Below are 26,472 nucleotides of genomic sequence, written 5' to 3' on the forward strand. Positions count from 1 at the left end.
GGAGCGGCGTAGCTTCGGAACCCAGCCATGTCGAAGGCGCAGAGCGAAGGGTCCCCACCACGATGAGCTCCGAAGCGGACACGGACGGCACCACTCCCGCGGGTGGCTACGGGCCCACCCGCGGCGAGCCCGGGCGCAGCCCCTACCACCACCCCACGGCGGGCTGGGGCGCCGCCAAATCCGTCGGCAAAGTGCTGGCGAAGGCCAAGGAGCCGGTCAACAGCATGCGCCTGATGACCGTCATGAACCACGAGGACGGCGGCTACGACTGTCCGGGATGCGCCTGGCCCGACGATCTGCACGGCCTCACGCTCGACCTGTGCGAGAACGGCATCAAGCACGCCACCTGGGAGATGACACCCAAACGTGCGGGCAAGGAGTTCTTCGCCGCGCACACGGTCACCGAACTGCTGACGTGGCCCGATTACGACCTGGAGGATCAGGGCCGGCTCGTCGGACCGCTCTCGTACGACCCGGAGAGCGACCGCTACGTGCCCGTGTCCTGGGCCGAGGCCTTCACGCTCATCGGTGACACGCTGCGTGGGCTCGACTCCCCGGACCGGGCGCTCTTCTACACCTCTGGCCGGCTCAGTAATGAGGCGACCTTCCTGTACCAGCTCTTCGCCCGCGAGTACGGCACGAACAACCTGCCCGACTGCTCCAACATGTGCCACGAGGCCAGCGGCCGCGCCCTGACCGCCGCGATCGGCACCGGCAAGGGCACCGTCGACCTCAACGACATCGACCAGGCCGACGCCCTCTTCGTGATGGGTGTGAACGCCGCGTCCAACGCGCCCCGCATGATCACCGCGCTCGCCGATGCCTACCGCCGCGACGCGCAGATCGTGCACGTCAACCCGATGGTGGAGGCGGCGGCGGGGCGCACCATCGTGCCGCACGAATTCGCTGCGATGGCAACGTTCAGGTCCACCCCCACCGGAACCATGAACCTCCAGCCGCGCATCGGCGGCGACCTCGCCCTGCTGCGCGGCATCGCCAAGCACGTCCTGGAAGTCGCCGAGAAGGACCCGAAGGCGATCGACGAGGAGTTCCTCTCCCGGTACACCGAGGGCTTCGAGGCCTACCGCGACCTGTGCGCCGCGACACCCTGGGAGGACCTCACCGCGGCGAGCGGCCTGACGCGCGGGGAGATCCGCGCGGCCGGCGACGTCTACCTCAACTCCTTCCGTACGGTGATCAGTTGGTGCCTCGGCATCACTCAGCAGGAGCACGGCGTCGACACGGTCCGCGAGATCGTCAACGTCCTCCTGCTGCGCGGCAACATCGGCCGCGAGGGCGCGGGCCCCTGCCCCATCCGCGGCCACAGCAACGTCCAGGGCAATCGCACCTGCGGCATCGACCACCAGCCCAAGGCCGCCTTCCTCGACCGGCTCGCGGCGGCGTGCGGCATCGACCCGCCGCGCGAGCCCGGCCTCGACACGGTGCGCGGACTCGCGGCGATGGAACGCGGCGAGGCCACGGTATTCGTCGGGATGGGCGGAAACTTCGTGCGGGCCGTACCCGACACCGAGTTCAGCGAACGGGCCCTCCGCAAGTGCGAGTTGACGGTCCAGGTGTCGACGAAGCTGAACCGCTCGCACCTCGTCCACGGCCGCCGGGCCCTCATCCTCCCCTGCCTCGGCCGCACCGAGAAGGACGCGCAGAAGGGCGGCCTCCAGTCGGTGTCCGTCGAGGACTCGATGAGCATGGTGCACCTGTCGCGCGGCATGAAACGCCCCGCGTCGAGGCACCTGCTCTCCGAGCCCGCCATCATCGCCGGGATGGCGCGGGCCACACTCCCCGGCTCGGCCACACCCTGGGAGTCGTACGTCGAGGACTACGACCGCATCCGCGACACGATGGAGCGCGCCCTGGAGGGCTTCGACGCCTTCAACCGCCGGGTCCGCGGCCCGAACGGCTTCCGGCTGCGCCAGCCGGCCCGCGAGCGCATCTTCCGGACCCCTTCGGAGCGCGCCGAGTTCAGCTTCGCCGCGCTGCCCGACCCGAACCCGGGCGCCGGAATGCTCACCCTCGCCACGGTCCGCTCCCACGACCAGTGGAACACCACGATCTACTCGTCCGACGACCGCTACCGGGGCGTAAGCAATCTGCGCACCCTCGTCTTCCTCAACGCCGGAGACATGCGCGAGCGCGGTCTGTCCGACATGGACCACGTGGACATCACGAGCATCGCCAAGGACGGCACACGCCGCTCGGTGCGCGGCTACCGCGCCCTCGCGTACGACGTGCCGCCCGGCTGCGCCGTCGGGTACATGCCCGAACTCAACTCCCTTTGCGCCCTCGGCGACTTCAGCCCGCAGAGTGATCAGCCGCTGATGAAGCACCTGACGGTGGAGATCGTGCCCTCCGCCTCCGCGTCCGCGCCTGTGTGACGTCCGGTCGCGGATGGCCGTGCGGGCGAGACCTCCGCGTGGCTCATCAAGTGGCCCCGGTGTACTCGGTGCAGGCGTCGACCAGCCACGCCGCGAGGTACCCGGCGAAGGATGACCGGACGAGCAGCCAGACGGCCCGAGGCCCCGCCTCGTGCACTACGAGCGTGACACCGGCCTGCGCGAGCAGCGTGGTGTGACAGGTGCCGGCGTCGGCCTTGCCCGGTGCGAGATCCAGGGCACAGCCCTGCGACAGGACCTCCGGCAGCAAGGGGCCCGAAAGGGCGAGGACGGTGCGCTGTGCGGAGGTGTCGGTGACGGTGGCGAACCCGTCGCCGATCGCCTCCCCGATCTCCTCGCCGGTCGCCTCACCGATCGCCGAGCGCAGCCCGGCCGTCAGGTCCGCGGCGCTCCCGGCGGGCGCGATCAGGAGCCATTCGTCGGGGCCGAGACAGAGCGCCTTGACCTCCGTGTCCAGCTGGGCGCGGCAGGCGCCGGGCAGGGCGTACCCGAGGTATCCCTCGATGGTGCTGGCCGCCGCGCTGCCCGGTGTCACCCGGAGGGTGAGCTGGGTGAGGAAGGGGAGTTCGCGGGCGGTCAGGCCGTCCGGGAGTCGCGGATCCCAGTCGGTGAGCGGGCTGATCTGTACGGGGGTGTGGGTGTCAGCCGTCACGGCGGGCTCCCTCCTTGTCGAAGAGGACGGGTTCGGCGACGGTCACCGGCACGGTGGCGCCGTCGAGCGGGACGTAGAGGGTCTCGCCGACGCGGGCCGCGCCGGAGCGCACGAGAGCCAGGGCGAAGGTGCGCTGCAGGGCGTCGCTGCGATAGCTGGAGGTGACATGGCCGAGCATCGGGACCGGGGGTGCGGGCACCGCCTCGGTGGCGATGATCTGCGCGCCCTCCGGGAGCAGCGTGCGCTCGTCGGTGGGCAGCAGCGCGACGAGCTGTTTGCGGTCGGGGCGCCGGTTCTCGGGCCGGGCGAAGGAGCGCTTGCCGACGAAGTCCGGCTTCTTCTTGGAGATCACCCAGTTCATGCCGAGGTCGTGCGGGGTCACCGTGCCGTCGGTGTCCTGCCCGATGATCGGGTACGCCTTCTCGGCGCGCAGCACGTGCATGGTCTCGGTGCCGTACGGGGTGAGGCCGAGCGGTTGCCCGGCGTCGTACAGCGCCTGCCAGACCGTGGTGGCGTACCAGGCCGGCACGTTGACCTCGTAGGCGAGTTCGCCGGAGAAGCTGATCCGGCACAGCCGGGCGTCGACGCCTGCGATCACCGTGTCGCGCCAACTCATGAACGGGAAAGCATCGTTGGAGAGGTCGAGCTCGTCGCCGACGACCGCGGCGAGCACCTCGCGCGAGCGCGGGCCCACGAGCGGGATCGTCGCCCAGTGCTCGGTCACGGAGGTGAGGTGCACGCGCAGCTCGGGCCACTCCGTCTGGAGCCACTCCTCCATCCACTCAAGGACCTTGGCGGCGTTGCCCGTTGTGGTCGTGACGAGAAACTCGGTGTCCGAGACGCGGATGACCGTGCCGTCGTCGATGGCCATTCCGTCGATGCCGCACATGACGCCGTAGCGGATCCGGCCGGGCTTCAGTGTGGCCATCATGTTCGTGTAGAGCCGGTTGAGCAGCTCGCCCGCGTCCGGGCCCTGCACGCTGATCTTGCCGAGCGTCGAACCGTCCATCATGGCCACGTCGTTGCGTGCGGCGCGGCACTCGCGCTGCACCGCGTCGTCCATCGTCTCGCCGGGCAGCGGGTAGTACCAGGGTCGCTTCCACTGGCCGACGTCCTCGAACAGTGCGCCGTGCCGCTCGTGCCAGGTGTGCAGCGCGGTGACCCGCACCGGGTCGAACAGCTCGCCCCGGTTGCGGCCCGCGAACGCCGCGAACGCGACGGGTTGCACGGGCGGCCGGAAGCTGGTGGTGCCGAGGTCCGCCACCTCCTCGCCGAGCGCCTCCGCGACGATCCCCGAGGTGAGGATCCCGGACGTACGCCCCTGGTCGTGGGCGGTGCCGATGGTGGTGTAGCGCTTCACGTGCTCGACGGAGCGGAGCCCGGCGCGGGTCGCCCGGAACACGTCACTGGCGAGCGCGTCGCGCTGCAGGTCGACGAACTGTGCCGCACCGTCCACGCCGTCCCGCGGGCTGGGCACGCGCCACAACACCGCGACGGGGGAGGGGAGTTCGGAGGCGGCTGCCGGAACGCCGACCGGCGCGACCGGAACGCCGAGCGCCTCAAGGGCCGTGGCCGTCGCGGCGACGCCGCTGCCCAGGCACTCCCCGAGCGTCCGCAGACCGTCCGCGGCGCCCGACGTCCGTACGCTCGGCAGTGCCTCGGTAGGTACGAACGTGGCGAGGTCCGCGTCGTAGCGCAGCTTGCCGCGGGCCTGGCTGAACAGGGCCACGGCCGGGTTCCAGCTCCCGGAGACGAGCAGCACGTCGCAGTCGACGCCGTGCCGCCGGGCGTCGTCCGCCGAACGCCGGGCGATGTGCACGCGGGAGATGCGCTCGACTCCGCTGGTCCCGGTGACGACATGGCCGCGGTGCAGCGGGATGCCGCGCTCGGCCAGCGCCCCCGCGAGCCGCTCGGGGACAGTTGGCCGGGCGTCGACCACGGCGGTGAACTCCACGCCCGCGTCGGCTAGTTCGAGCACCGCGTCGTACGCGGAGTCGTTCGTCGTGAAGACGGCGGCTCGGCGGCCGGCGAGGACGCCGTACCGGTTGAGGTACGTACGGGCCGCGGAGGCGAGCATGATGCCCGGACGGTCGTTGTCGTCGAAGACGACCGGCCGCTCGGTGGCGCCGGTCGCGTGCACGACCTGCGCGGCCCTGATGCGCCACACCCGCTGGCGGGACACATGGCTCGGGGCCGCGGCGCCGAGGTGGTCGGTGCGCTTCTCCAGGGCGAGGACGAGGTTGTCGTCGTAGTGGCCGAACGCGGTGGTGCGGGTCAGGACGGTCACGTTCCCGGACGCCGCGAGCCGGCTCGTCGCGGAGTCGACCCACTCCTGCGCCGGGCGGCCGTCGATGGCCTCCTGGGTGCCGAGCAGGCTGCCACCCAACTCCGGTGCGCTGTCGACGAGCACGACCCGGATGCCCGCGTCGGCAGCGGCGAGCGCGGCGGCGAGTCCGGCCGGGCCCGCGCCGACGATCAGCAGCTCGGCATGCAGATGCATCGCGTCGTAGCGGGCGGGATCGGACTCGGCGGCGAGTCGTCCCTGGCCGCCCAACCCGCGTGCCACCAGGCCGTCGTACAACTCGACCGTGGTGGCGGTGAGCATCGGCTCGGGGAACGGCGCCTCGATCTGCACGAGGGCGTTCGGCTCCTCGACCCCGGCGCCGAGGATGCCGCGCGGGCGCCCGTACTTGATGCTCGTCGCCACCCGGTGGACGCCGTTCGCGAGCAGGGCGGAGGCGAGGGTGTCCCCGGGATGACCGGTGTAGGGCGCGCCGTCGAAGACGAAGTCCAGCGTCGTGGACCGGTCGATGCGCCCGTACGCGTCGGCGGCGCGGAAGTCGGAAGTCATGCGGTCGCCTCCTGGCGCTCTCGCGGGCCGGTGCCGAGCGGGTTCGGTGAACCCACGCGGTACACGGTCAGGAACTCGTAACTCACGGTGTCCCGAACGGCGTTGAACCAGCGGCGGCAGCCCGCTGTGTGCGCCCACCGCTCGGCGAAGGGGCCCTTGGGGTTGTCGCGGAAGAAGACGTACTGGGCCCACTGCTCGTCGTCCAGCGCGTGCGGGTCGGCGGGGTGCTCGACGTGTGCCTGGCCCCCGTAGTGGAACTCGGCCTCTTCGCGCGGCCCGCACCAGGGGCAAGGGATGAGCTGCATGGATCTCTCCTAGGACGTGGCTCAGTGCGCGACGGCAGCGGCGCCGTGCTCGTCGACGAGGGCGCCGGTCGTGAACCGGTCGAGGGTGAACGGCGCGTTGGTGTCATGGGGTGCACCGGTCGCGATGGTGTGCGCGTACGCCAAGCCGACACCCGTCGTCGCCTTGAAACCGCCCGTGCCCCAGCCGCAGTTGAGGTACAGGTCCTCGACGGGGGTGAGCCCGACGATGGGGGAGGCGTCCGGGGTGGTGTCGACGATGCCGGCCCAGGTGCGCAGCATGTGGGCGCGGGCGAACACCGGGAAGAGCTCCAGGGCTGCCGCCATCTGCCGCTCGATGATGTGGAAGGCGCCGCGCTGCCCGTACCCGTTGTAGCTGTCGATGCCCGCGCCCATGACGAGTTCGCCCTTGTGCGCCTGGGACACGTACACGTGCACCGCGTTGGACATGACGACGGTCGGGTGCACGGGTTCGAGGAGTTCTGAGACGAGTGCCTGGAGGGGGTGGCTCTGCAACGGCAACCGCAGGCCCACCATCTGGGCGAGCACCGAGGTGTGTCCGGCCGCCGCGAGCGCGACCTTCCCGGCGGCGATCCGGCCGCGGGTGGTCTGCACCCCGGTGACCCGGTCACCGCTCACGTCGATGCCGGTGACCTCGCAGTTCTGGATGAGGTCGATGCCGTACGCGTCGCAACGGCGGGCGAAGCCCCACGCCACGTAGTCGTGCTTGGCGATGCCCGCGCGGGGCTGGTACGTGGCGCCGTGCACCGGATAACGCACGTCCGGGCTGGTGTTGACGATCGGACACACCTTGGAGACCTCGTCCGGCTCCAGCCACTCTGCGTCGATGCCGTTGAGCTGGTTCGCGTACACGCGGCGCTTGCTGTCGCGGACGTCCTGGAGGTTGTGCGCGAGGTTGAGGACACCGCGCTGGCTGAACAGGATCGGGTAGTCGAGGTCCTGCTCCAGCGTCTCCCACAGCTTGAGCGAGCTCTCGTAGATACCGGAGCTCTCGTCCAGAAGGTAGTTGGAGCGGATGATGGTGGTGTTGCGGGCCATGTTCCCGCCCGCCAGCCACCCCTTCTCCAGGACGGCGATGTTCGTGATGCCGTGGTTCTTGGCGAGGTAGTACGCGGTCGCCAGGCCGTGTCCGCCGCCGCCCACGATCACGACGTCGTAGGAATTCCTCGGGTCGGCATTGCGCCACAGGAAGTCGGGGTGGTCGGGCAGGCCGTGTGCGTCGGGGGTCATGAGGACTCCTTGAAAACCGACTGGTGACACTCTGATATATCAGCGGCGGTCGTCGTCACCGTAGCCAGCGCCTCAGGGGTGCGTCAATGGTGTCCGGACGAGGAAAACAAGCCGCTGCCCCCGCCTGGAAGCGGCCAGTTGTGGCGGCGGGTTCTCAGTCCGGCAGCACGTCCAGGACCGTGTGCATCCGCGAGGCGCGGGCCAGGTCCGCCAGGGCCTGCTCCATCACCGACAGCGGATCGCGCGGCGGCAGCAGCAGACCGATCCGTGCGCTGCGCCGCGGACCGTGCAGCGGCACGGCCTCCATCCCGGCGGGGATCCCGAAGACGTGCAGCCACGTGTGCGGGATGATGCTCGACCACTGGCCGGTGCGTACGTGCGCGATCAGCGAGGCGATGGAGTCCGTCTCCACGCGCGGCGCCACCGACAGGGACAGCTCCGCGAACACGTCGTCCAGGACCCGGCGGCCCAACATCCGCGGATGCAGCAGACACAGCGGCAGCGCCGCCGCCTCGGTCCAGCTGATCTCCTGCGCCGACCGGTCCGGGTCCTCCTGGGTGAGCACGACATAGCGCTCCCGGTACAGCGGCACGAACGGCAGATCCAGGTTCCTGCTGTGGTACGAGACCGCCCCGTGCAGCTCGAAGGCGCGCAGCCGGCGCACGATGTCGTCACCCTGGAGGTCGGCCTGGACGTTCACCGTGGTGTGCGGGTTCGCCGCGCAGAACGGCTGCGTGAGCAGGGCGACCGCCCCGACCGCCGTGGGCACGGCGCCCAGACGCAGCTCACCGCTCAGACCTTCGCGCAGCGCCGCGAGCCCCGACCGCATGGCATCCCGGTCGGCGAGCATCCGGCGCGCCCACAGGACGACCTGCTCGCCCTCCGCCGTCAGCCCCTCGAAGCGCCGGCCGCGCCGCACCAGCGGCACGTCGAGTTCGGTCTCCAGCTTGCGGATGCCCTCGGACAGTGTCGGCTGCGACACGAAGCACTGCTCGGCGGCCTTCGCGAAGTGGCCGGTGCCGGTCAGCGCGACGAGGTATTCGAGCTGGCGCAGGAGCACGGTCCGACCCCCTTCCCGGCCGACTTCGACGGACAACGCCCACCCGTGATCGTAGCTGCCTATCAACGATCGGATTTTCCGCTTTGACCGTGGGCCGGGCCCGGACGAATGCTGGGCCGCGGGGGCGTGTCGGCTCCCGTGGAGTCGGAAACGTAGAGGTGATGGGCGTGCGCGCGATCGAGGAGCCCGAAGAGGATCTTTCCCTGAGCAAGCCCAAGACCTGGGCCACCGGGGCGCCCGCCGTGGCCCACGCCATGCAGTACGCCCTGAGCCAGACCTCGCCCAAGCGCACCGCCCTGACCCTGCTGAATCTCAACCAGGCCGGCGGCATCGACTGTCCGGGCTGCGCCTGGCCCGAGGAGGCGCCCGGCAAGCGGAGCCGCAACGAGTACTGCGAGAACGGCGCCAAGCACATCGCCGACGAGGCCACCACGCGCCGCGTCACCCGCGAGTTCTTCGCTGAGCACCCGGTCAGCGAGCTGGCGGAGGCCTCCGACTACTGGCTCAACCAGCAGGGCCGGCTGACCGAGCCCATGGTCAAGTACCCGGACAGCGACCACTACGAGCCGATCGGCTGGGACGGCGCGCTCGACCTGCTCGCCGACGAGCTGAACGGACTGGACACCCCCGACGAAGCGCTTTTCTACACCTCGGGCCGGCTCGCCAACGAGCCCGCGTTCCTGCTCCAGCTCTTCGCGCGGGCCTACGGCACCAACAACCTGCCCGACTGCTCCAACCTGTGCCACGAGTCCAGCGGCTCCGCCCTGAACGAGACGCTGGGCATCGGCAAGGGCAGCGTCAGCCTCGACGACCTGCACAACAGTGACCTGGTGTTCGTCGTCGGCCAGAACCCCGGCACCAACCACCCCCGGATGCTCACGGCCCTGGAGGAGACCAAGCGGCGCGGCGGAAAGATCGTCGCGGTCAACCCGCTGCCTGAGGCGGGGCTGCTGCGCTTCAAGCACCCGCAGAAGGCACGCGGTGTCATCGGCCGCGGCACCGAGATCGCCGACCAGTTCCTGCAGATCCGGCCCGGCGGCGACCTCGCCCTCTTCCAGGCCCTGAACCTGCTGCTCCTGGAGGCCGAGGACAAGGCGCCCGGCACGGTCCTCGACCGCGAGTTCATCGACGCCCACACCTCGGGCTACGAGGTCTTCACCGACAACATCCGCGGGCTCGACTGGGCGGAGGCCCTCAAGGCCACGGGACTCACTCGCGAGGAGATCGAGGAGGTCCACCAGCGGGTGCTCGGCGCCAAGAACGTCATCGTGTGCTGGGCCATGGGCCTGACCCAGCACAAGCACGGCGTCCCCACCATCCGCGAAGTCGTCAATTTCCTTCTGCTGCGCGGAAACATCGGCAGGCCCGGCGCCGGTGTCTGCCCGGTGCGCGGCCACAGCAATGTGCAGGGCGACCGCACCATGGGCGTGTGGGAGCGCATGCCGCAGTCGTTCCTCGACGCCCTGGAGAAGGAATTCGGCTTCGCCCCGCCCACCCGGCACGGGGCCGACGCGGTCGACGCGATCCGGGCCATGCGTGACGGCCGGGCCCAGGTGTTCGTGGGCGTCGCGGGCAATTTCGTCCGCGCCACTCCCGACAGCGATGTGACCGAACGCGCCTTGCGCAATTGCCGGTTGACGGCCCACATCTCGACCAAACTGAATCGCTCGCACGCCGTGTGCGGCCGCACCGCGCTGATTCTCCCCACGCTGGGGCGCAGCGACCGCGACATCCAGTCGGGCGGTGAGCAGTTCATGACGGTTGAGGACTCGATGAGCGATGTGCACGCCACCCGCGGCCGGCTCGCGCCCGCCTCACCAGCGCTGCTCAGCGAGGTGTCCATCATCAGCCGGCTCGCCCACAGGACCATCGGCGAGCGGCACGGGATCGCCTGGCAGGCGTTCGAGAACGACTACGACACCGTGCGCGAGCACATCGCGAACGTGGTTCCGGGATTCGACGACTTCAACCGGCGCGTCCGGGAGCCGGGCGGCTTCAACCTGCCCAACCCCGTCAACAAGCGCGTCTTCCAGACGGCGAGCGGCACCGCCGTCTTCACCGCGAACACCTTCACCGGGCTCACCGCGCCGCCCGGCCACCTGATCCTGCAGACACTGCGCTCGCACGACCAGTGGAACACCATTCCGTACGCGATGGACGACCGGTACCGCGGCGTCAAGGGCGCGCGGCGCGTCGTCCTGGCGAACGCGGAGGACCTCGCCGAACTCGGTATCGAGGACGGGGGCCTGGTCGACCTGATCAGTGTGTGGACCGACGGCAGCGAGCGCAGGGCGCCCGCGTTCCGCGTCGTCGGCTATCCGACGCCCCGGGGCTCAGCGGCCGCCTATTACCCGGAGACCAACGTCCTCGTGCCGCTGGACAGCGTCGCCGAGAACAGCAACACCCCCACGTCCAAGGCCGTGATCATCCGGATGGAACCGGTCGAGGGGGAGGCCCCCGGTCAGTCCAGGTAGCCCATCTTGCGGCTGACGTCCTGCGCGCTCCGCAGCAGCGTGGGGGAGAGCTCGTGCATCCGCTCCTCGGTGAACCGATAGGCGGGACCCGAGGCGCTGATCGCGGCGATGACCTCACCCTGGGCGTTTCTGATGGGCGCGGCCATTCCGTGCAGCCCGAGCTCCAATTCCTCCAGTGTCACCGCATATCCGCGCTCAAGGGACTGCGCGAGATCCTTCTCGAGCTTTCCCTTGGCGGTCAGGGTGTGCGGCGTCATCTTTTTCATGTGGGAGGCCGCGAGCATTTCCGCGCGCTCCTGCTCCGGCACATGAGCGAGCAATATCTTCCCACTGGATGTGGCATGCATCGGGGTGAGCTGGCCGACCCAATTGTGCGTGCTGACCGCCATCGGCCCGCGCACCTGGAGGACATTCACCGCGTAGTACTCCTGCAGGATCGCGATGTTGACGGCCTCGCCGAATTCCTCCGCGAGCTGCTCGCAGAACGGGCGGGCCTGCTGCGTCACATCGAAATTGTCGGTGACCGAGCTGGCCAGGCGCACGATGCCGAAACCGATCCGGTACTTTCCCCGATCGGCCGACTGCTCGACCAAGTCGCGCGCTTCCAGCGCGCCCAGCAGACGGAAGGCCGTCGACTTGTGCACGTCGATTTCCGCGGCGATCTCACTGACTCCGGCTTCTCCGCGCCGGGCGAGAATCTCCAGAACACTCACGGCGCGGTCGACGGACTGCACTCCGGAGCTCGACGAGCCCGTTGTCTCGCTGTCTGCGTCATGCTTTCTCATGGCGCGACTATAGGCGCTGTCCGCGGACGGGCGGCAGGGCGATGCGGAAGCGGATCTTCGACTTCATCCGCGCGCTCGTCCCGGTCGAACCGGGGGTCTCAACGCCTGTGCGCTGCAACGTAGTTGACGGTGCGGTCGTGGCGTCGGGCGGTGGTGCGCGAGGCGCGGTTCTGTGTGGCGTGACAGATCTCAGATCCCTCTTGACACGCGCCGTCGGCGGAGACGACAGTTTGGGCGTTGCGTAGAACGCGTCAAGGTTCTTCATACGCAACAGAGTTCGGTGCTTCAACAGGTCTTCAACAGCTCCCTCACGGCTCTTCTGCCTCCCTCAACAGACTCCGTCGGGCCCCGGTGTCCGGCCGCCTCCGCAGCAAGGAGCTCAACCGTGACTCACGAGGTACGTGCAGTGGTCGCCCGCAAGCAGGGCGCCCCCGTCTCCGTGGAGACGATCCTGGTCCCGGAGCCCGGACCGGGGGAGGCGCTGGTGCGGGTGCGGGCCTGCGGCGTCTGCCACACCGATCTGCACTACCGGGAGGGCGGGATCAACGACGCGTTCCCGTTCCTGCTCGGCCACGAGGCCGCCGGTGTCGTCGAGTCCGTCGGCGACGGGGTCACCGACGTGGTGCCCGGCGACTTCGTCATCCTCAACTGGCGTGCCGTGTGCGGGAGTTGCCGGGCCTGTCGGCGTGGCCGGCCCTGGTACTGCTTCGACACGCGCAACGCCACGCAGTCCATGACCCTCCTCGACGGCACGACGCTCTCGCCGGCGCTCGGCATCGGCGCCTTCGCCGAGAAGACCCTCGTCGCCGCCGGGCAGTGCACCAAGGTCGACCGGACCGCACCGGCCGCCGCGGCGGGCCTCCTCGGCTGCGGCGTCATGGCGGGCTTCGGCGCGGCGGTCAATACCGGAGGCGTCGGCCGGGGCGACTCGGTGGCCGTCATCGGCTGCGGCGGCGTGGGCATCGCGGCGATCGCCGGGGCGAAGGTGGCCGGCGCCGCGCGCATCATCGCGGTGGACGTCGACGAGCGGAAGCTGGCGAAGGCCGAGCGGTTCGGCGCCACCGACACCGTCGACTCCTCCAGGACCGACCCCGTCGAGGCGATCCGCTCCCTTACCGGCGGCTTCGGCGCGGATGCCGTGGTGGAGGCGGTGGGTCGCCCCGAAACCTACCAACAGGCTTTCTACGCGCGCGACTTGGCGGGAACCGTCGTCCTCGTGGGCGTCCCCACACCCGAGATGAAACTGGAACTCCCGCTCGCCGACATCTTCGGCCGCGGCGGCGCACTCAAGTCCTCCTGGTACGGCGACTGCCTGCCATCCCGCGACTTCCCCGCCCTCATCGACCTCTACCTCCAGGGCCGCTTCGACCTCGGCGCGTTCGTCAGCGAGGAGATCGGCCTCGATGAGGTGGAGTCCGCGTTCGACGCCATGCGCCGCGGAGACGTACTGCGCTCAGTGGTGACTCTGTGAGCGCGCGGGCCGTCTGAGCCGCCACACCACGCCACCCCACACCACACAACTCGCTTCGCTTCGGCACCTGCCGCATGTCCGTACGACATCTACCGAGGTGGCACCTGATGAGCATCACGAGCCTGCCCCCGAGCCTCATCTCCACTCTCCCTGGCGACTACTACACCGACCCGCGGATCTTCGCGCGGGAGCAGGAGTACATCTTCGAGTCCATGTGGTTCTGCGTGAGCCGGGCGGCGGACCTCACCAAACCGGGCAGCTTCCGCACCTACCAGGTGGGCCGCGAGAGCGTCCTCGTCTCACGCTCCCGCGACGGCTCCGTCCGCGCGTTCCTCAACGTCTGCCGGCACCGCGGCGCCCGGCTGTGCACCCAGGAGTCCGGCGAGGTCAAGCGCGCCTTCCAGTGCCCGTACCACGCCTGGACCTACGGACTGGACGGCAAGCTCGTCGCCGCGCCCAACCTGACGTCCATGCCGGACATCGACCGCGCCGAATACGGCCTGGTCACCGTGCACGTGCGGGAGTGGCTCGGATACGTGTGGGTGTGCCTGGCCGAACAGCCGCCCTCCTTCGAGGATGAGGTGATCGGTGCGGTCAGCGAGCGCCTCGGCGGCGCCGAAGCCATCGAGAACTACACGATCGAGGGCCTCGACCTCGGCCGGCGCATCACGTACGACGTGCGGGCCAACTGGAAGCTCGTCATCGAGAACTTCATGGAGTGCTATCACTGCGCCACCATCCACCCCGAACTCACTGACGTTCTACCGGAGTTCGCGAACGGACTGGCCGCCCAGTACTTCGTCGGCCACGGCGCCGAGTTCGCCGACGAGGCCAGGGGCTTCACCGTCGACGGATCCGAGGGCCTCGACCGGATCCCCTCGGTCGCCGACGAACAGGACCGGCGCTACTACGCCATCACCGTGCGGCCACAGGTCTTCATCAACCTGGTCCCGGACCACGTGATCATCCACCGGATGTACCCGATCGCGCACGACCGCACGACCGTCGAATGCGACTGGCTGTACCTGCCGCACGTCGTGGACAGCGGAAGCGACGTCGCGCGGTCCGTCGAACTGTTCCACCGCGTCAACCAGCAGGACTTCGACGCCTGCGAGCGCACCCAGCCCGCGATGAGCTCGCGCGCCTACGCCAACGGCGGCGTCCTCGTCCCCAGCGAACACCACATCGGAGAGTTCCACGCCTGGCTCCAGGCCAGGCTCGGCACGCAGCGCGCCAACTGACCGTCCATTTGTTTCCTGGAGGTTCCCATGATCCCGGTGTGCCGCATCGAAGATCTGCCACCTGGTGAGTCCGTCCGCATGACCGAGGGCGTGCCGGCCCCCGTCGCCGTCTTCAACGCGGACGGCACGGTGTACGCCATCGACGACACCTGCACCCACCAGGATGCCTCGCTCGCCGACGGCTTCCTGGAGGGCTGCTTCGTCGAATGCCCCCTGCACGAGGCGTCGTTCGACCTGCGCGACGGCCGCCCGACCTGCCCACCCGCGAAGACACCCGTCCGCACCCACCGCATCACCGTCGAGGACGGTCAGGTCCAGCTTCACGTCACCGTTGGGGAGCCCGCATGAAGCACATCACTGTCGTCGGAGCCTCGCTCGCCGGCCTCGGCGCCGTCCGTTCGCTGCGCGCCGAAGGGTACGACGGAGGGGTCACCGTCGTAGGAGAGGAACTGCACCGGCCCTACGACCGCCCGCCCCTGTCCAAGGCCTACCTCAAGGGTGACGTCACGGCCGAGGCCCTCGAGCTCGGGGACGCCGAGGAGTACGAACAACTCGGCATCCAATGGGAGTTGGGCGAACGCGCCGTCCACCTGGACTGCTCCACCACCTCGGTCATCCTCGCCAACGGGCGCAGGATCGACACCGACGGCGTCGTGGTCGCCACCGGCTCGACCGCCCGCCGCCTCCCCGGCACGGACGGCCTCGCCGGTGTGCACACCCTGCGCACCCTGGACGACGCCCGGAGCCTGCGCGCCGAGCTGGTGAGCGGGGCGCCCCGGATGGTCGTCATCGGGGCCGGGTTCATCGGCGCCGAAGTCGCCGCCACCGCCCACCACTTGGGCCTCGACGTCACCGTGGTCGAGGCGCTCGACGTCCCACTGGAACGCCAACTGGGCACCGAGATGGGCCGCCTCTGCGCCTCCCTCCACACCGACCACGGCGTACGCCTGCTGTGCGGCACCGGAGTGGCGGAACTGGAGAGCGGCGGCGGCCGGGTCACCGGTGTGCGGCTCACGGACGGGCGGCTGCTGCCCGCGGACATCGTGCTCGTCGGAGTGGGGGCACGGCCGGTCGACGACTGGCTCGCCGACTCCGGTGTGTGGGTGGACAACGGCGTGGTGTGCGACGCGGGCGGCGCCGCCAGCGTCCCCCACGTCGTCGCCGTCGGCGACGTGGCCCGCCGTCCGCACCCCTTCACCGGCAGGCACGCCCGCATCGAGCACTGGTCGAACGCCGCGGAGTCGGCCGCCACCGCCGCCCGCACCCTGCTCACCGGCCACTCCGCGACCCCGCGGGCCGCCCCGCCGTCCTTCTGGTCCGACCAGTACGAGGTCCGCATCCAGCTCGCGGGCTGCGTGAGCCCCGGCGCCGGGCTCGAACTCGTCGAGGGCTCCTACGAGAGCCGGTCCTTCGCGGCCCTCTACAAGGAGGACGGGGCACCCACCGCCGTCCTCGCCATGAACCGGTCCAAGATCTTCAACCGGCTCCGCCGCACCCTGATCCCCGCCGCGGAAAGGATCGCGCCCGCCGTCGTCTGACGGGCCCACGACCATGCCCACGCCTCTGACGTCGCAGCGCACCCCTGATATATCAATGCAGGGATGCGATACGGTGAGGTCCCATCGGGGACACGTCACGGGAGGGGCGAGATGGCATCTGTGCCTGCCGCCGGGGGCCGGTCGGACGGTGCGACTCTGGCCGACCAGGCGTACCAGGAGATCACGGACCGCCTCGTCACCCTGCAGATCCGCCCCGGCGAACCCGTCCACGACGGACGTCTCGCCGCCGACCTCGGCCTCGGCCGCACGCCGGTCCGCGAGGCACTCAAGCGCCTGGAGACCGAGCGGCTCGTCGTCGCCTTCCCCCGGCGCGGCACCTTCGCCACCGAAGTACAGATCGCCGACCTCGGCCACATCTCCGAAGTGCGCCAGGAACTCGAACCCCTCGCCGCCGCGCGCGCCAGCAACCGGGCCACCGCGGCGGACCGCGACCGGCTGCGCGGGCTGCTCACCCGCGTGGAAGAGGAGTCGCAGGGTTCCCCTGAGCACGGCGAGATCGGCCTGCTCCGCCTCGACATGGCGGTGCACCGCGCCGTCTACGCGGTCACGTACAACCCGTACCTCGAAGCCACGCTGGTCAATTACGACAACCTCGCCACGCGGATCTGGTGCCTGTTCATCGACCGCCTGGCCGGACTCGAGCAACACGTCCACGAACACGGGCAGTTGCTGCGGGCCGTCATCGACGGCGACGCGGCCAAGGCCTCGACCGTGGCCGCCGAGCACGTGGAGAACTTCGAGCGCGCGATCCGCTCGATCATCTGAGGCTGCCGAGCGCCCCTCAAGTACGGGGAACGCGGGGCCCATTGATGTCCGCGTGCCCCGTCCCCGACCGCGTACCGGCCGCCGACCGTACCGTACGACCGCCCCTCCCCGACGTCTTCGGGCGCGGCGGAGCACTGAAGCCGGCCCCAGGGCCTGTCGTTCGGGTCAGGCCCTCACCCCCTCCCACGTCACCCTCGTGCGCTCTTGAACTCCCGGAGGACCCACCATGACCTCGCAGTCTTCGCAGCCCAAGGTGGTCATCATCGGAGCCGGCATCGTCGGCTGCTCCCTCAGTGACGAAGTCACCGCACTCGGCTGGACGGACGTCACCGTCCTCGAACAAGGCCCCCTCTTCACGACCGGCGGATCCAGCTCGCACGCCCCCGGCCTCGTCTTCCAGACCAGCCCCTCCAAGACCATGACCGAGTTCGCGCGCTACACCGTCGAGAAGACGAGCGCCCTCGACCTGGACGGTCACTGGTGCTACCGGCAGGTCGGCGGCCTGGAGATCGCCACCACTCCCGAACGCCTCGCGGAACTCGAACGCCGGCACGGCTGGCTCACCTCCTGGGGCGTCGAGAGCCACCTCCTCGACCCCGAGGAATCCGCCAAGCTGCACCCGCTGCTCGACCCCGACGCCATCCTCGGCGGCTACCACATCCCCAGCGACGGCCTCGCCAAGGCGCTCCGCATCGGTGAGGCACAGGCCCGCCGCGCCCTCGCCCGCGGCGCCACCTTCCTCGGCCACCACACCGTCACCGACATCGAGACATCCGGCGGAGCCGTCAGCGCCGTCGTCACCGACCGCGGCACCTTCCCCGCGGACATCGTCGTGTCCTGCGCGGGCTTCTGGGGCCCGCGCATCGGCCGCATGGTCGGCCAGGACGTACCGCTCGTCCCCATGGGCCACCAGTACGCCACCACCACTGCGCTCACCGAACTCAAGGGCCGCAACAGCCAGCTGGACGAGGCGAACCTGCCGATCCTGCGCAACCAGGACGCCGGCCTGTACTACCGCGAACTCGTCGACCGCATCGGCATCGGCTCCTACGCACACCGCCCCATGCCGATGTCCGCCGACGATGTCGTCCACCCCGCCGACAGCCCCGACCAGCCCTCGAAACTGGACTTCACGAAGGCCGACTTCGAGGGCGCCTGGGCCGACACCCGCAGGCTGCTGCCCGCGCTGAACGACGCGGAGATCGCCGACGGCTTCAACGGCCTGTTCTCCTTCACCGTCGACGGCATGCCCCTGATCGGCGAATCCCCGACGGTGTCCGGCTTCTGGCTGGCCGAAGCGGTGTGGGTGACCCACTCGGCGGGCGTCGCGAGGGCCGTCGCGAAGTGGATGGTCGAGGGCCGGCCCGGCATCGACGTCCACGGCTGCGACATCAACCGCTTCGAGGACGTGCAGCTCGCCCCCGAGTACGTACACGAGCGCAGCTGCCAGAGCTTCTCCGAGGTCTACGACATCATCCACCCGCTCCAGCCCCCGAACCGCCCACGCCCGCTGCGCGTGAGCCCCTTCCACACACGCCAGCAGGCACTCGGAGCCGTGTTCCTGGAGGGCGGCGGCTGGGAGCGCCCGCACTGGTACGAGGCCAATGCCGACCTGCCCGAGGTGTCCCGCATCGGCGAGCGGAACGAGTGGGCCTCCCGCTTCTGGTCACCCATCGCGGGCGCTGAGGCACTGGTCACCCGCGAGCGGGTGGCGATGTACGACATGACCCCGCTCAAGCGCCTGGAGGTCACGGGCCCGCGCGCCCTGACGTTCCTTCAGGGCCTCTCGACGAACCAGCTGGACAAGGCAGTCGGCGCGGTGACCTACACGCTCATGCTCGACGAGGCGGGCGGTGTACTCAGCGACCTCACCGTCGCCCGGCTCGCCGACGACCACTTCCAGGTCGGCGCCAACAGCAACCTCGACCTCGCCCGACTGCGCGGCCACCTGCCCGCCGACGGCACCGTACAGGTCCGCGACATCACCGCCGGCACCTGTTGCATCGGCGTGTGGGGCCCGCGCGCCCGCGACCTCGTGCAACCCCTCACCGACGCCGACTTCTCGCACGAGGACTTCGGCTACTTCAAAGCCAAGCAGGCCTTCATCGGCGACGTCCCGGTGACCGCGATGCGCCTGTCCTACGTCGGCGAACTGGGCTGGGAGCTGTACACCACCGCCGACCTGGGCCCGCGCCTGTGGGACACACTCTGGCGGGCCGGACGGGACCACGGCGTGATCGCGGCGGGCCGCAGCGCCTTCAACTCCCTGCGCCTGGAGAAGGGTTACCGCGCCTGGGGCCACGACATGACCAGCGAGCACAACCCGTACGAGGCCGGAGTCGGCTTCGCCGTCCGCAAGAAGAAGGGTGACTACCTGGGCCTCGACGCGATCCGCGACGTCACCAAGGACACGGTGACCCGCCGCCTCACGGCCCTCCTCATCGACGACGACCGCTGGGTCGTCATGGGCCACGAGCCGGTCTACGTCAACGGGGCCCCCTGCGGCTACGTCACCAGCGCCGCCTACGGCTACACCCTCGGCCGCCCGATCGCCTACGCGTGGCTCCCGGCCGAACACGCGGATCCCGGCACCCGCGTCGAGATCGGCTATTTTGGCACCCGGGTGGCGGCGACGACGGCGGCCGAGCCGCTGTTCGACCCGGAGATGACGCGGATCAGGCGGTGACACGCGGGCGATACGCGGGTCACACGGACGGTGACATCCGCACGACAGGGTCTGGACGACTGGAACAATCGTCGGTCGGACCAATCCACGGCCGCACCGGGTCCGGATTACGTCTGGACGATTCCCGACCACGGAGGGCCCCGTGAAAGAAGCCGTACACATCGGCAGAAACCCAGCCGCCGAACCGGATCTGCAGGAGCTGGTGGGGCGTGTGGCACTCGGCGACGAGGACGCGTTCGCCTCGGTGTACGACATGGTGATGGGCCCTGTCCTCGGCACCGTGCGCGCTGTGCTGCGGGACCTGGCACAGTCCGAGGAGGTCGCGCAGGAGATCATGGTGGAGGTCTGGCGCACCGCTCCCCGCTACCGCACCGACCGCGGCACGGCGATCAACTGGATCCTCACCCTGGCACACCGGCGCGCCATCGACCGGGTCCGCTCCGTGGAGGCCGCCGCGGCGCGTGACCAGAAGGCCGCGTTCCTCGACCACATGCCCGAATTCGACCAGGTCACCGAGCAGGTCGAGGCACGCCTCGAGCGCGAGCAGGTGCGCCGCTGCCTGCGCACCCTGACCGAGATCCAGCGCCAGGCCGTCACCCTCGCCTACTACCGCGGCCTCACCTACCGCCAGGTCGCCGAGTCCCTGACGCTGCCCCTGGGCACGGTCAAGACCCGGCTGCGTGACGGTCTCATCCGGCTCCGCGACTGCCTGGGGGTGACCGCATGACCACCGCCGACCTGCACACACTGACCGGCGCCTACGCGCTGCACGCGCTCTCCGACGACGAGCGGGCCGACTTCGAGCAGCACCTCGCGCACTGCGAGGCCTGCGCCCAGGAGAGCGCCGAACTCGCCGCGACGGCCGCCCGTCTCGGCCTCGCCACCACCGTCACACCTCGCCCGGACCTGCGCGGCAAGGTGCTGCGCCGGATCACCACGGTCCGCCAGGAGTCGCCCCGCGAACCGGCCCTGTCCCGGGCCGGACGCACGGCGGGCACCAAGGGGCGGCTGCTGTCGAGGTGGGCGCTCGCCGCCTGCTTCGCGGCCGCCGCGGCGCTCGGCGGCACCGCCGTGTGGCAGCACCAGCGCGCCGAGGACGCCCAGGAACAGGCCCGGCAGGCGGAAGCGGGCAACGATCAGATCGCCGCCGTACTCGCGGCGCCGGACGCCAAGACCGGCTCAGCGAAACTGGGCGACGGCGCCGACGGCACCGTCGTCGTCTCCAAGAGCCGGGACCGGGCGGTGTTCATCGCCTCGGGGATGGCGCGCCCGCCGCAGGGCAAGGTCTACCAACTCTGGTACGACGACGGGGGAACCATGCGCTCGGCAGGGCTCATGGACACCAACCGCCGTGACCAGGCCGTGCTGCTGAGCGGCGCCGTCGACGAGGCGTCGGGCATGGGCATCACCGTCGAGCCGGCCGGCGGCTCCAAGCAGCCGACCACGGACCCGGTGGCGCTGATGCCGCTGCCCGCCTGAGCGGTCGACCCGCTGCCGCCCCGCCCGCTTCAGCGGCGGGGCGGCAGCGGGAAGAAGCCGCTGGTGCGGGCCGCGTACTCGGCATAGCCCGGACGCTCGGCCATGTGCCGCTCCAGCAGCCGCTTTCCACTGCCCTTGGTCAGCAACAGGCTCATCACCAGCGGGGACACCACGCAGACGGCCGCCGCGCCGAACGAGTCGCACACGATCAGGAACAGGCCCCACCAGACGCAGAAGTCCCCGAAATAGTTCGGGTGACGGGTGAAGCGCCACAGCCCCCGGTCCATGATCCGGCCCTTGCTCGCGGGATCCGCCTTGAACCGGGCCAGCTGTGCGTCCCCCACCGCCTCGAAGAACATGCCCACCACCCACAGCAGCGTCCCGGCCCATGCGAAGCCGGACGTCGGCCCCGTCACGTACTGCGCGGCCTGCACGGGCAGCGACACGAGCCAGACGAGCGCGCCCTGGAGGAGGTAGACCATGCGAAAGGCGTACAGGTTCCGGTTTCCGGGGGCCTTGGACAGCATCCGCTCGTAGCGGGGGTCCTCCCCGTGCCCGCGTCCACGCCGGGCGATGTGCACGGCGAGTCGCAGACCCCACACCGCCGTCAGTACGGTCACCAACACCCGCCGGCCCGGATCACCGACACCCGCCGACGCCAGGAAACCCACCACGGCGACCGCGGCGAACCCAACACCCCACGCCGCGTCGACGACCCGGTGCACGCCCTTGCGCACGGCCACGGCGAAGGTGACCAGCATGACGCCGAGCGCCGCCACGGCCGCCCATCCGAGACCCGCCCCGAACGCACCCCACGCGAAGCCGTTCACGGCCGGTCCAGACCGAGGTACCAGTCCCGCGGCGTCGCCGGCGCACCACTGTGCCCCGCGGCCGTCGGGCGGACCGAGAGGATCTGGTCGACGCCCATGCGCCGCTGCTCGAAGGCGAGGGCGCCGCCCACCAGGTACAGGCGCCACACGCGGGCCGTCTCCGTACCGACGAGCGCCACGAACTCGGACCAGCGTTCCTCCAGCGTGCGATGCCACGCGTCGACCGTGCGCACATAGTGCTCGCGCAGCGACTCCACCGACCGCACCTCCAGACCGGCCGTCTCCAGCAGGCCGACCGTCTCGCCCGGCGGACGCATGTGCATGTCGGGCGCGATGTACCCCTCGATGAACGCGCCGCCGCCCGGAGCCGTCGCCCCGCGCGACATCTGCTGGACCAGTACCCGGCCCGCGGGCCGCACCAGACGGTGCAGCGCGGACGCGAACGCCGGGTACTCGGCGTCCCCGACGTGCTCGCCCATCTCGACCGTGGCCACCGCGTCGTAGTCGCCGCCGGTGATGTCCCGGTAGTCCTGGCACACCACGTGCACGCGGTCCGTGAGACCCCGCTCGCGCACCTGCTCATCCACGTACGCCGCCTGCTCGCGCGCCAGTGTCACCGCGGTGACCTGTACCTGGTACCGCTCGGCCGCGTACAGCGTCAGGGAACCCCAGCCGCAGCCGATGTCGAGGAGCCGGGCCCCGGGTGCCAGGCCGAGCTTGCGGCAGATCAGCTCCAGCTTCGCCCGCTGTGCGTCGGCCGCGGTGAACTCGGGTCCTTCGCCCGCCCAGTAGCCGCACGAGTACGCCATCGTCTCGTCGAGGAGCAGCCGGTAGAAGGCGTTCGACAGGTCGTAGTGGTGGCTGATCGCGGCCCGGTCGCGGGACTTGGTGTGCAGGGCGCCGCGCAGCCGTGCCTGCGACGCGGGCGGCGCCGGGGGAGGGCCCACCGCTCCGAGCCGGGCGGCCGCGCCCGCCGCGCGGGCGCGGCCGGTGAGGGAGAGCCGGGGCGCGTGCAGGCTCCGTTCGCGGGCCGCGGACCACATGGCGCGCAGCCCGGCCGCCAGATCGCCTTCCACGTCGATCTCGCCGGTCACATACGCCTGCGCGAGCCCCAACTCGCCGGGCTGCCACAGCAGTCGGCGCAGGGCGCGGCGCGAGCGCACGACGACCACGGGGCCGTCGGCCGGGCCCGCCTCGGCGCCGTCCCAGGTGCGCAGGCGGACGGGCAGCGGCCCGCCGAGCGCGGTCTCGGCGAGTGCGGCGAGGCGGTGGGCGGCACCGGTCATCGGGTGATCTCCTCCTTGGTGAGCAGGTACTGCTGTACGTCGAGGTACCCGGAGCGGAACCCGGCCTCGGAGTAGGCGAGATAGAACGTCCACATGCGGCGGAACGTCTCGTCGAAGCCGAGGGCGTCGACGTCGTCGGCGCGCGCGGTGAAGCGCTCGCGCCACAGGCGCAGCGTCTCGGCGTAGTGGGCGCCGTAGCCGTCGCGGCGGGCCACCGCGAGGTCGGTGTGCTCGCGCATCGTCTCGTCGACCGCTTCGACGGACGGCAGCAGGCCGCCCGGGAAGATGTACTTCTGGACCCAGGTGTACGTGGACCGGCTGGCCAGCATCCGGTCGTGCGGCATGGTGATGGCCTGCAGCGCGGCCCGGCCGCCCGGCGCGAGGCGTGCGTCGAGGGTGCGGAAGTAGACGGGCCAGAACTCGGCGCCGACGGCCTCGATCATCTCGACGCTGACGACGGCGTCGTACGTCCCGCGTGCTTCGCGGTAGTCGCACAGTTCGACGGAGACACGCTCCGAGAGCCCGGCCGCCGCGACGCGTTCGCGGGCGAGGTCTCGCTGCTCACGCGAGAGCGTCACCGAGGTGACATGCGCCCCGCGGGCGGCGGCGCGCAGGGCGAGCTCGCCCCACCCGGTGCCGATCTCCAACACCCGGCTGCCCGCGCCGACTTCGGCGAGATCCAGGAGCCGGTCGATCTTGCGACGCTGTGCGTCCGCGAGCAGCCCCCAGGTGGCGGGGAGGCCACGGAAGACGGCCGAGGAGTAGCTGAGTGTCTCGTCGAGGAAGAGCGCGAACAGGTCGTTGGACAGGTCGTAGTGATGGCTGATGTTCGCGCGGGAGCCACCCGGGGTGTTGCGCCGGGCGGACGGCTGCCGGGGCGCCCACAGGCCGCGCAGCCGTTGAAGCGGTGCGGGCACCAGGTCGGAGGCGTGCGCGGCGAGGACGGTGAGGGCGGCCACCAGGTCGGGGGCGTCCCACTCGCCGGCCATGTACGACTCACCGAAACCGATGAGGCCGTGCTTGCCGATGCGGCCGTGGAACGCGTCGGGCCGGTGGATGTGCACGACAGGGCCGCCCTTGCCGAGCTCGGTGCCGTCCGCGAACCGCACGCGCAGCGGGAGTTCACGCAGGGCGCGGCGGACGACGGCCGCGGCGACGGCGGTCCGGGGCGGCGAGGTGGCGGGCGGCGCGGCCACGTCGGGCCAGCGGGCCGGATCCACGGGGGTGTGCGTCGTCGCGGCCGGGGTGGCCGTGGCGGGGTGGGCGTCGCCGGTTCTCATGGGGTGTTCTCCGGGGTCGGGTGCTCGGGTCGGTCGGGGCGGGGCTGGACGGGCAGCCCGCGCAGGTAGAGACGGATGCCGTGCAGGCGGATGGCTACGGACACGGCGAGCGTGGACCACGGCCTGCGCAGCGTGAGGCCCAGCAGCGTCCGCGTACGTACTTCTCGCCGGGACCCGCGCACGGTTGCGGTGAAGGGCCTGCCGCCGTCGCGCTCCAGGTGCACGGTGAGGTCGACCCGCTCCCCGGGAGCCGGCAGCCGCATGCGGTAGCGGCCGTCGACCGGGAAGAACGGCGAGACGTAGAACTCCTTGTCGGTCACTGCACGCCCCGAGGCGTCGGGTCGCAGCAGATAGCTGTGGCGTCCGCCGTAGGTGTTGTGGACCTCGGCGACGACACAGCGCAGGGCGCCGTCCGGGCCGTGGCACCAGTAGAGGGTCAGCGGGTTGAACACATACCCGAAGACGCGCGCGTGGGTCAGCATCGCGACCGGGCCGCCGTCGAGGTCAACGCCCTGCTCGGCGAGGAAGGCGTCGAGCCCGGAGCGCAGGGACGGCTGCAGGCCGCCGCTGAAGTGGTCACGGGCATCGAAGCGCGCCAACGGCCGTAGCGGAAGAGGCAGTTCCGGCGGGTGGTCGGGGTCGATGAGCCACATGTACGTGCGGTGGCGCAGCGCGTAGCGTCGCGGCGCCGTGCGCACGTGGGCGATCGCGACGTCGTACAGGGCCGGGACGCCGCTCACCATGACACCCCCAGGGCCGCGGCGGCCGCGACACCGGAGGCGCAGCCGTCCTCGTGGAATCCCCAGCCGTGGTAGGCCCCGGCGAACGCGGTGACGGGGGTGCTCAGTTCGGGCAGCCGTCGTTGCGCGGCCACCGACTCCGGTGTGTAGACCGGGTGTTCGTAGACCATGCGGGCCCGGACCAGTGCCGGGTCGACGCGGTCCTCGCCGCCGAGTGTGACCACGTACGTCTCGGGTGCGTCCAGGCGCTGGAGCCGGTTCATGTCGTAGCTGACCCGGACCCGGTCGGCGCCCGCAGCGCAGGACGGCATCAGATAGTTCCAGGAGGCCCGGGCACGCCGGGCGCGCGGCAGCAGGCCGGTGTCGGTGTGCAGGAGCGTGGTGTTCCGGGAGTACCGGAACGCGCCCAGTGTCTCCTTCTCCAGAGGGGTGGCGTCGACCAGCAGGTTCAGGGCCTGCTCCGGGTGGGTGGCGACGACCACCGCGTCGTACGCCTGGGTGGCGCCGTCGGCGGTGGTGAGGCCGACACCGTCCGGATGCCGCCGCACGGCACGGACCGGAGACGCGAGACGCACCGTGTCGATGCCGCGGGCCACCCGGTCCACGTAGCTTCGGGAGCCGCCGGTCACGGTGCGCCAGGTCGGCGAACCGCTCACCGACAGCATCCCGTGGTGTTTCAGGAACCGGAACAGGTACACGGCAGGGTAGCGCTGCGCCGTCGCGGCGTCGCAGGACCACACGGCCGACACCAGCGGTGTCACGAAGTGTGTACGGAAGTAGCCGGAGAAACCCTCGCGGTCCAGGAACTCACCGAGGGTGAGGACCTGGTCGGGCCCCTGTTCCAGCAGGCGCCGCGCGGCCCGGTAGAACGCGGGCACCTGCGCCAGCAGGCGCAGATAGTCCGCGCGCAGCGCGTTGCGGGGCCGCGCGAACAGCCCGCCGGGTCCGCGTGCACCGGCGTACTCCAGGCCGCATCCCTCGCACCGCACCGACATGCTCATCTCCGACTCCTGCGTGGCGACGCCGAGTTCGGAGAACAGCCGCAGGAGGTTCGGATAGGTGTGCCGGTTGTGCACGATGAAACCGGAGTCGACGCGGTGCCCAGACCCGTCGGGCGCGGTCAGGTCGTGGGTGTGGGCGTGTCCGCCGAGCCGGTCATCGGCCTCGTACAGCGTGACGTGGTGTGCGCGGGCGAGTACATGCGCGGCGGTGAGCCCGGCGACGCCACTGCCGATCACGGCAGTGCGCCGCCGCTCCACCACCCCTGAGCCGCCCCCTGGCGCCGTTGACATCGCCTCTCCTCTCACCCGCGTGCGAACGCTCTCTCACGGGTAATCCGGAGCCGATCA

At 70.7% G+C, this 26,472-nt stretch carries 19 protein-coding genes and 1 pseudogene; 10 read left to right on the forward strand and 10 right to left on the reverse strand.

Going from position 1 to position 26,472, the window contains the following annotated elements; translation table 11 throughout:
* Positions 1-62 precede the first annotated feature (62 nt).
* Positions 63-2,393 (forward strand): FdhF/YdeP family oxidoreductase, encoded by a 2,331-nt coding sequence (locus tag ACWD2L_RS11045; protein WP_451188844.1) that lies wholly within the window; start codon positions 63-65, stop codon positions 2,391-2,393.
* Between the two features lie 46 nt (positions 2,394-2,439).
* Here the strand turns inward: ACWD2L_RS11045 and ACWD2L_RS11050 are convergent, their stop codons facing one another.
* From ACWD2L_RS11050 to ACWD2L_RS11065, 4 genes and pseudogenes are all read right to left on the reverse strand, one after another.
* Entirely contained in the window at positions 2,440-3,063 is a 624-nt protein-coding gene (locus ACWD2L_RS11050) for a sarcosine oxidase subunit gamma (protein WP_451188846.1), read from the reverse strand.
* Positions 3,053-6,219: pseudogene (locus tag ACWD2L_RS11055) on the reverse strand (sarcosine oxidase subunit delta family protein). Before ACWD2L_RS11055 ends, ACWD2L_RS11050 begins: the two are co-directional and overlap by 11 nt.
* 21 nt (positions 6,220-6,240) lie before the next feature.
* A complete protein-coding gene (locus ACWD2L_RS11060; RefSeq protein WP_451188849.1) occupies positions 6,241-7,467 on the reverse strand; it encodes a sarcosine oxidase subunit beta family protein in 1,227 nt (408 codons plus the stop codon).
* A 154-nt stretch (positions 7,468-7,621) separates the two neighbouring features.
* A complete protein-coding gene (locus tag ACWD2L_RS11065) occupies positions 7,622-8,527 on the reverse strand; it encodes a LysR family transcriptional regulator (protein ID WP_451188852.1) in 906 nt (301 codons plus the stop codon).
* 167 nt (positions 8,528-8,694) lie between these two features.
* Here ACWD2L_RS11065 and ACWD2L_RS11070 point away from each other — a divergent pair, with 167 nt between their 5' ends.
* Positions 8,695-11,001: an FdhF/YdeP family oxidoreductase gene (locus tag ACWD2L_RS11070; RefSeq protein ID WP_451188854.1), complete on the forward strand. Its 2,307-nt coding sequence runs from the start codon at positions 8,695-8,697 to the stop codon at positions 10,999-11,001.
* Here ACWD2L_RS11070 and ACWD2L_RS11075 read toward each other — a convergent pair.
* Complete coding sequence (locus tag ACWD2L_RS11075; RefSeq protein WP_451188857.1) at positions 10,989-11,786, reverse strand: IclR family transcriptional regulator; 798 nt, start codon at positions 11,784-11,786, stop codon at positions 10,989-10,991. The genes ACWD2L_RS11070 and ACWD2L_RS11075 overlap by 13 nt on opposite strands.
* A 385-nt stretch (positions 11,787-12,171) precedes the next feature.
* On the opposite strand from ACWD2L_RS11075, the gene ACWD2L_RS11080 reads away from it, so the two are divergent.
* The 8 genes from ACWD2L_RS11080 to ACWD2L_RS11115 all read left to right on the forward strand — a co-directional run bounded on the left by ACWD2L_RS11080 (position 12,172) and on the right by ACWD2L_RS11115 (position 20,987).
* The gene (locus ACWD2L_RS11080) at positions 12,172-13,257 is read left to right on the forward strand and encodes an S-(hydroxymethyl)mycothiol dehydrogenase (protein ID WP_451188860.1); all 1,086 of its coding nucleotides are present in this window, start codon (positions 12,172-12,174) and stop codon (positions 13,255-13,257) included.
* A gap of 107 nt (positions 13,258-13,364) precedes the next feature.
* Positions 13,365-14,498, forward strand: a complete 1,134-nt coding sequence (locus ACWD2L_RS11085) for an aromatic ring-hydroxylating oxygenase subunit alpha (protein WP_451188863.1) — start codon at positions 13,365-13,367, stop codon at positions 14,496-14,498.
* Between the two features lie 27 nt (positions 14,499-14,525).
* Positions 14,526-14,846: a bifunctional 3-phenylpropionate/cinnamic acid dioxygenase ferredoxin subunit gene (locus ACWD2L_RS11090; RefSeq protein WP_451188866.1), complete on the forward strand. Its 321-nt coding sequence runs from the start codon at positions 14,526-14,528 to the stop codon at positions 14,844-14,846.
* On the forward strand, positions 14,843-16,036 hold the full coding sequence (locus ACWD2L_RS11095; RefSeq protein WP_451188869.1) for an NAD(P)/FAD-dependent oxidoreductase: 1,194 nt from the start codon (positions 14,843-14,845) through the stop codon (positions 16,034-16,036). The genes ACWD2L_RS11090 and ACWD2L_RS11095 overlap by 4 nt, the downstream gene beginning before the upstream one ends.
* Before the next feature lie 111 nt (positions 16,037-16,147).
* Complete coding sequence (locus ACWD2L_RS11100; protein WP_451188871.1) at positions 16,148-16,822, forward strand: GntR family transcriptional regulator; 675 nt, start codon at positions 16,148-16,150, stop codon at positions 16,820-16,822.
* A gap of 226 nt (positions 16,823-17,048) precedes the next feature.
* Positions 17,049-19,508, forward strand: coding sequence for a GcvT family protein (locus ACWD2L_RS11105; RefSeq protein ID WP_451188874.1), 2,460 nt, complete (start codon positions 17,049-17,051; stop codon positions 19,506-19,508).
* Positions 19,509-19,650: 142 nt separating this feature from the next.
* Positions 19,651-20,235, forward strand: a complete 585-nt coding sequence (locus ACWD2L_RS11110; RefSeq protein ID WP_451188876.1) for a sigma-70 family RNA polymerase sigma factor — start codon at positions 19,651-19,653, stop codon at positions 20,233-20,235.
* Entirely contained in the window at positions 20,232-20,987 is a 756-nt protein-coding gene (locus ACWD2L_RS11115) for an anti-sigma factor (RefSeq protein WP_451188879.1), read from the forward strand. Before ACWD2L_RS11110 ends, ACWD2L_RS11115 begins: the two co-directional genes overlap by 4 nt.
* Positions 20,988-21,016: 29 nt before the next feature.
* On the opposite strand, the gene ACWD2L_RS11120 is transcribed toward ACWD2L_RS11115, so the two are convergent.
* From ACWD2L_RS11120 to ACWD2L_RS11140, 5 genes are read right to left on the reverse strand one after another with little or no spacing between them, the layout of a single operon-like run.
* A complete protein-coding gene (locus ACWD2L_RS11120) occupies positions 21,017-21,817 on the reverse strand; it encodes a DUF1295 domain-containing protein (RefSeq protein ID WP_451188882.1) in 801 nt (266 codons plus the stop codon).
* The gene (locus ACWD2L_RS11125; protein ID WP_451188885.1) at positions 21,814-23,103 is read right to left on the reverse strand and encodes a class I SAM-dependent methyltransferase; all 1,290 of its coding nucleotides are present in this window, start codon (positions 23,101-23,103) and stop codon (positions 21,814-21,816) included. The genes ACWD2L_RS11120 and ACWD2L_RS11125 overlap by 4 nt, the downstream gene beginning before the upstream one ends.
* Positions 23,100-24,383 (reverse strand): class I SAM-dependent methyltransferase, encoded by a 1,284-nt coding sequence (locus ACWD2L_RS11130; RefSeq protein ID WP_451188887.1) that lies wholly within the window; start codon positions 24,381-24,383, stop codon positions 23,100-23,102. Before ACWD2L_RS11130 ends, ACWD2L_RS11125 begins: the two co-directional genes overlap by 4 nt.
* On the reverse strand, positions 24,380-25,126 hold the full coding sequence (locus ACWD2L_RS11135; RefSeq protein WP_451188890.1) for a DUF1365 domain-containing protein: 747 nt from the start codon (positions 25,124-25,126) through the stop codon (positions 24,380-24,382). The genes ACWD2L_RS11130 and ACWD2L_RS11135 overlap by 4 nt, the downstream gene beginning before the upstream one ends.
* Positions 25,120-26,415, reverse strand: a complete 1,296-nt coding sequence (locus ACWD2L_RS11140) for an NAD(P)/FAD-dependent oxidoreductase (protein WP_451188892.1) — start codon at positions 26,413-26,415, stop codon at positions 25,120-25,122. The genes ACWD2L_RS11135 and ACWD2L_RS11140 overlap by 7 nt, the downstream gene beginning before the upstream one ends.
* Positions 26,416-26,472 lie beyond the last annotated feature (57 nt).

This window comes from Streptomyces sp. NPDC002754 (genome assembly GCF_053592315.1).

What these genes read in the sequence shown, in the direction of transcription:
- ACWD2L_RS11115 (WP_451188879.1), top strand. Translation starts at nt 20,232, where the DNA reads ATGACCACCGCCGACCTGCACACACTGACCGGCGCCTACGCGCTGCAC.
- ACWD2L_RS11130 (WP_451188887.1), bottom strand. Translation starts at nt 24,383, where the DNA reads ATGAGAACCGGCGACGCCCACCCCGCCACGGCCACCCCGGCCGCGACG.
- ACWD2L_RS11140 (WP_451188892.1), bottom strand. Translation starts at nt 26,415, where the DNA reads ATGTCAACGGCGCCAGGGGGCGGCTCAGGGGTGGTGGAGCGGCGGCGC.
- ACWD2L_RS11125 (WP_451188885.1), bottom strand. Translation starts at nt 23,103, where the DNA reads ATGACCGGTGCCGCCCACCGCCTCGCCGCACTCGCCGAGACCGCGCTC.
- ACWD2L_RS11085 (WP_451188863.1), top strand. Translation starts at nt 13,365, where the DNA reads ATGAGCATCACGAGCCTGCCCCCGAGCCTCATCTCCACTCTCCCTGGC.
- ACWD2L_RS11075 (WP_451188857.1), bottom strand. Translation starts at nt 11,786, where the DNA reads ATGAGAAAGCATGACGCAGACAGCGAGACAACGGGCTCGTCGAGCTCC.
- ACWD2L_RS11060 (WP_451188849.1), bottom strand. Translation starts at nt 7,467, where the DNA reads ATGACCCCCGACGCACACGGCCTGCCCGACCACCCCGACTTCCTGTGG.
- ACWD2L_RS11100 (WP_451188871.1), top strand. Translation starts at nt 16,148, where the DNA reads ATGGCATCTGTGCCTGCCGCCGGGGGCCGGTCGGACGGTGCGACTCTG.
- ACWD2L_RS11045 (WP_451188844.1), top strand. Translation starts at nt 63, where the DNA reads ATGAGCTCCGAAGCGGACACGGACGGCACCACTCCCGCGGGTGGCTAC.
- ACWD2L_RS11105 (WP_451188874.1), top strand. Translation starts at nt 17,049, where the DNA reads ATGACCTCGCAGTCTTCGCAGCCCAAGGTGGTCATCATCGGAGCCGGC.
- ACWD2L_RS11135 (WP_451188890.1), bottom strand. Translation starts at nt 25,126, where the DNA reads ATGGTGAGCGGCGTCCCGGCCCTGTACGACGTCGCGATCGCCCACGTG.
- ACWD2L_RS11095 (WP_451188869.1), top strand. Translation starts at nt 14,843, where the DNA reads ATGAAGCACATCACTGTCGTCGGAGCCTCGCTCGCCGGCCTCGGCGCC.
- ACWD2L_RS11090 (WP_451188866.1), top strand. Translation starts at nt 14,526, where the DNA reads ATGATCCCGGTGTGCCGCATCGAAGATCTGCCACCTGGTGAGTCCGTC.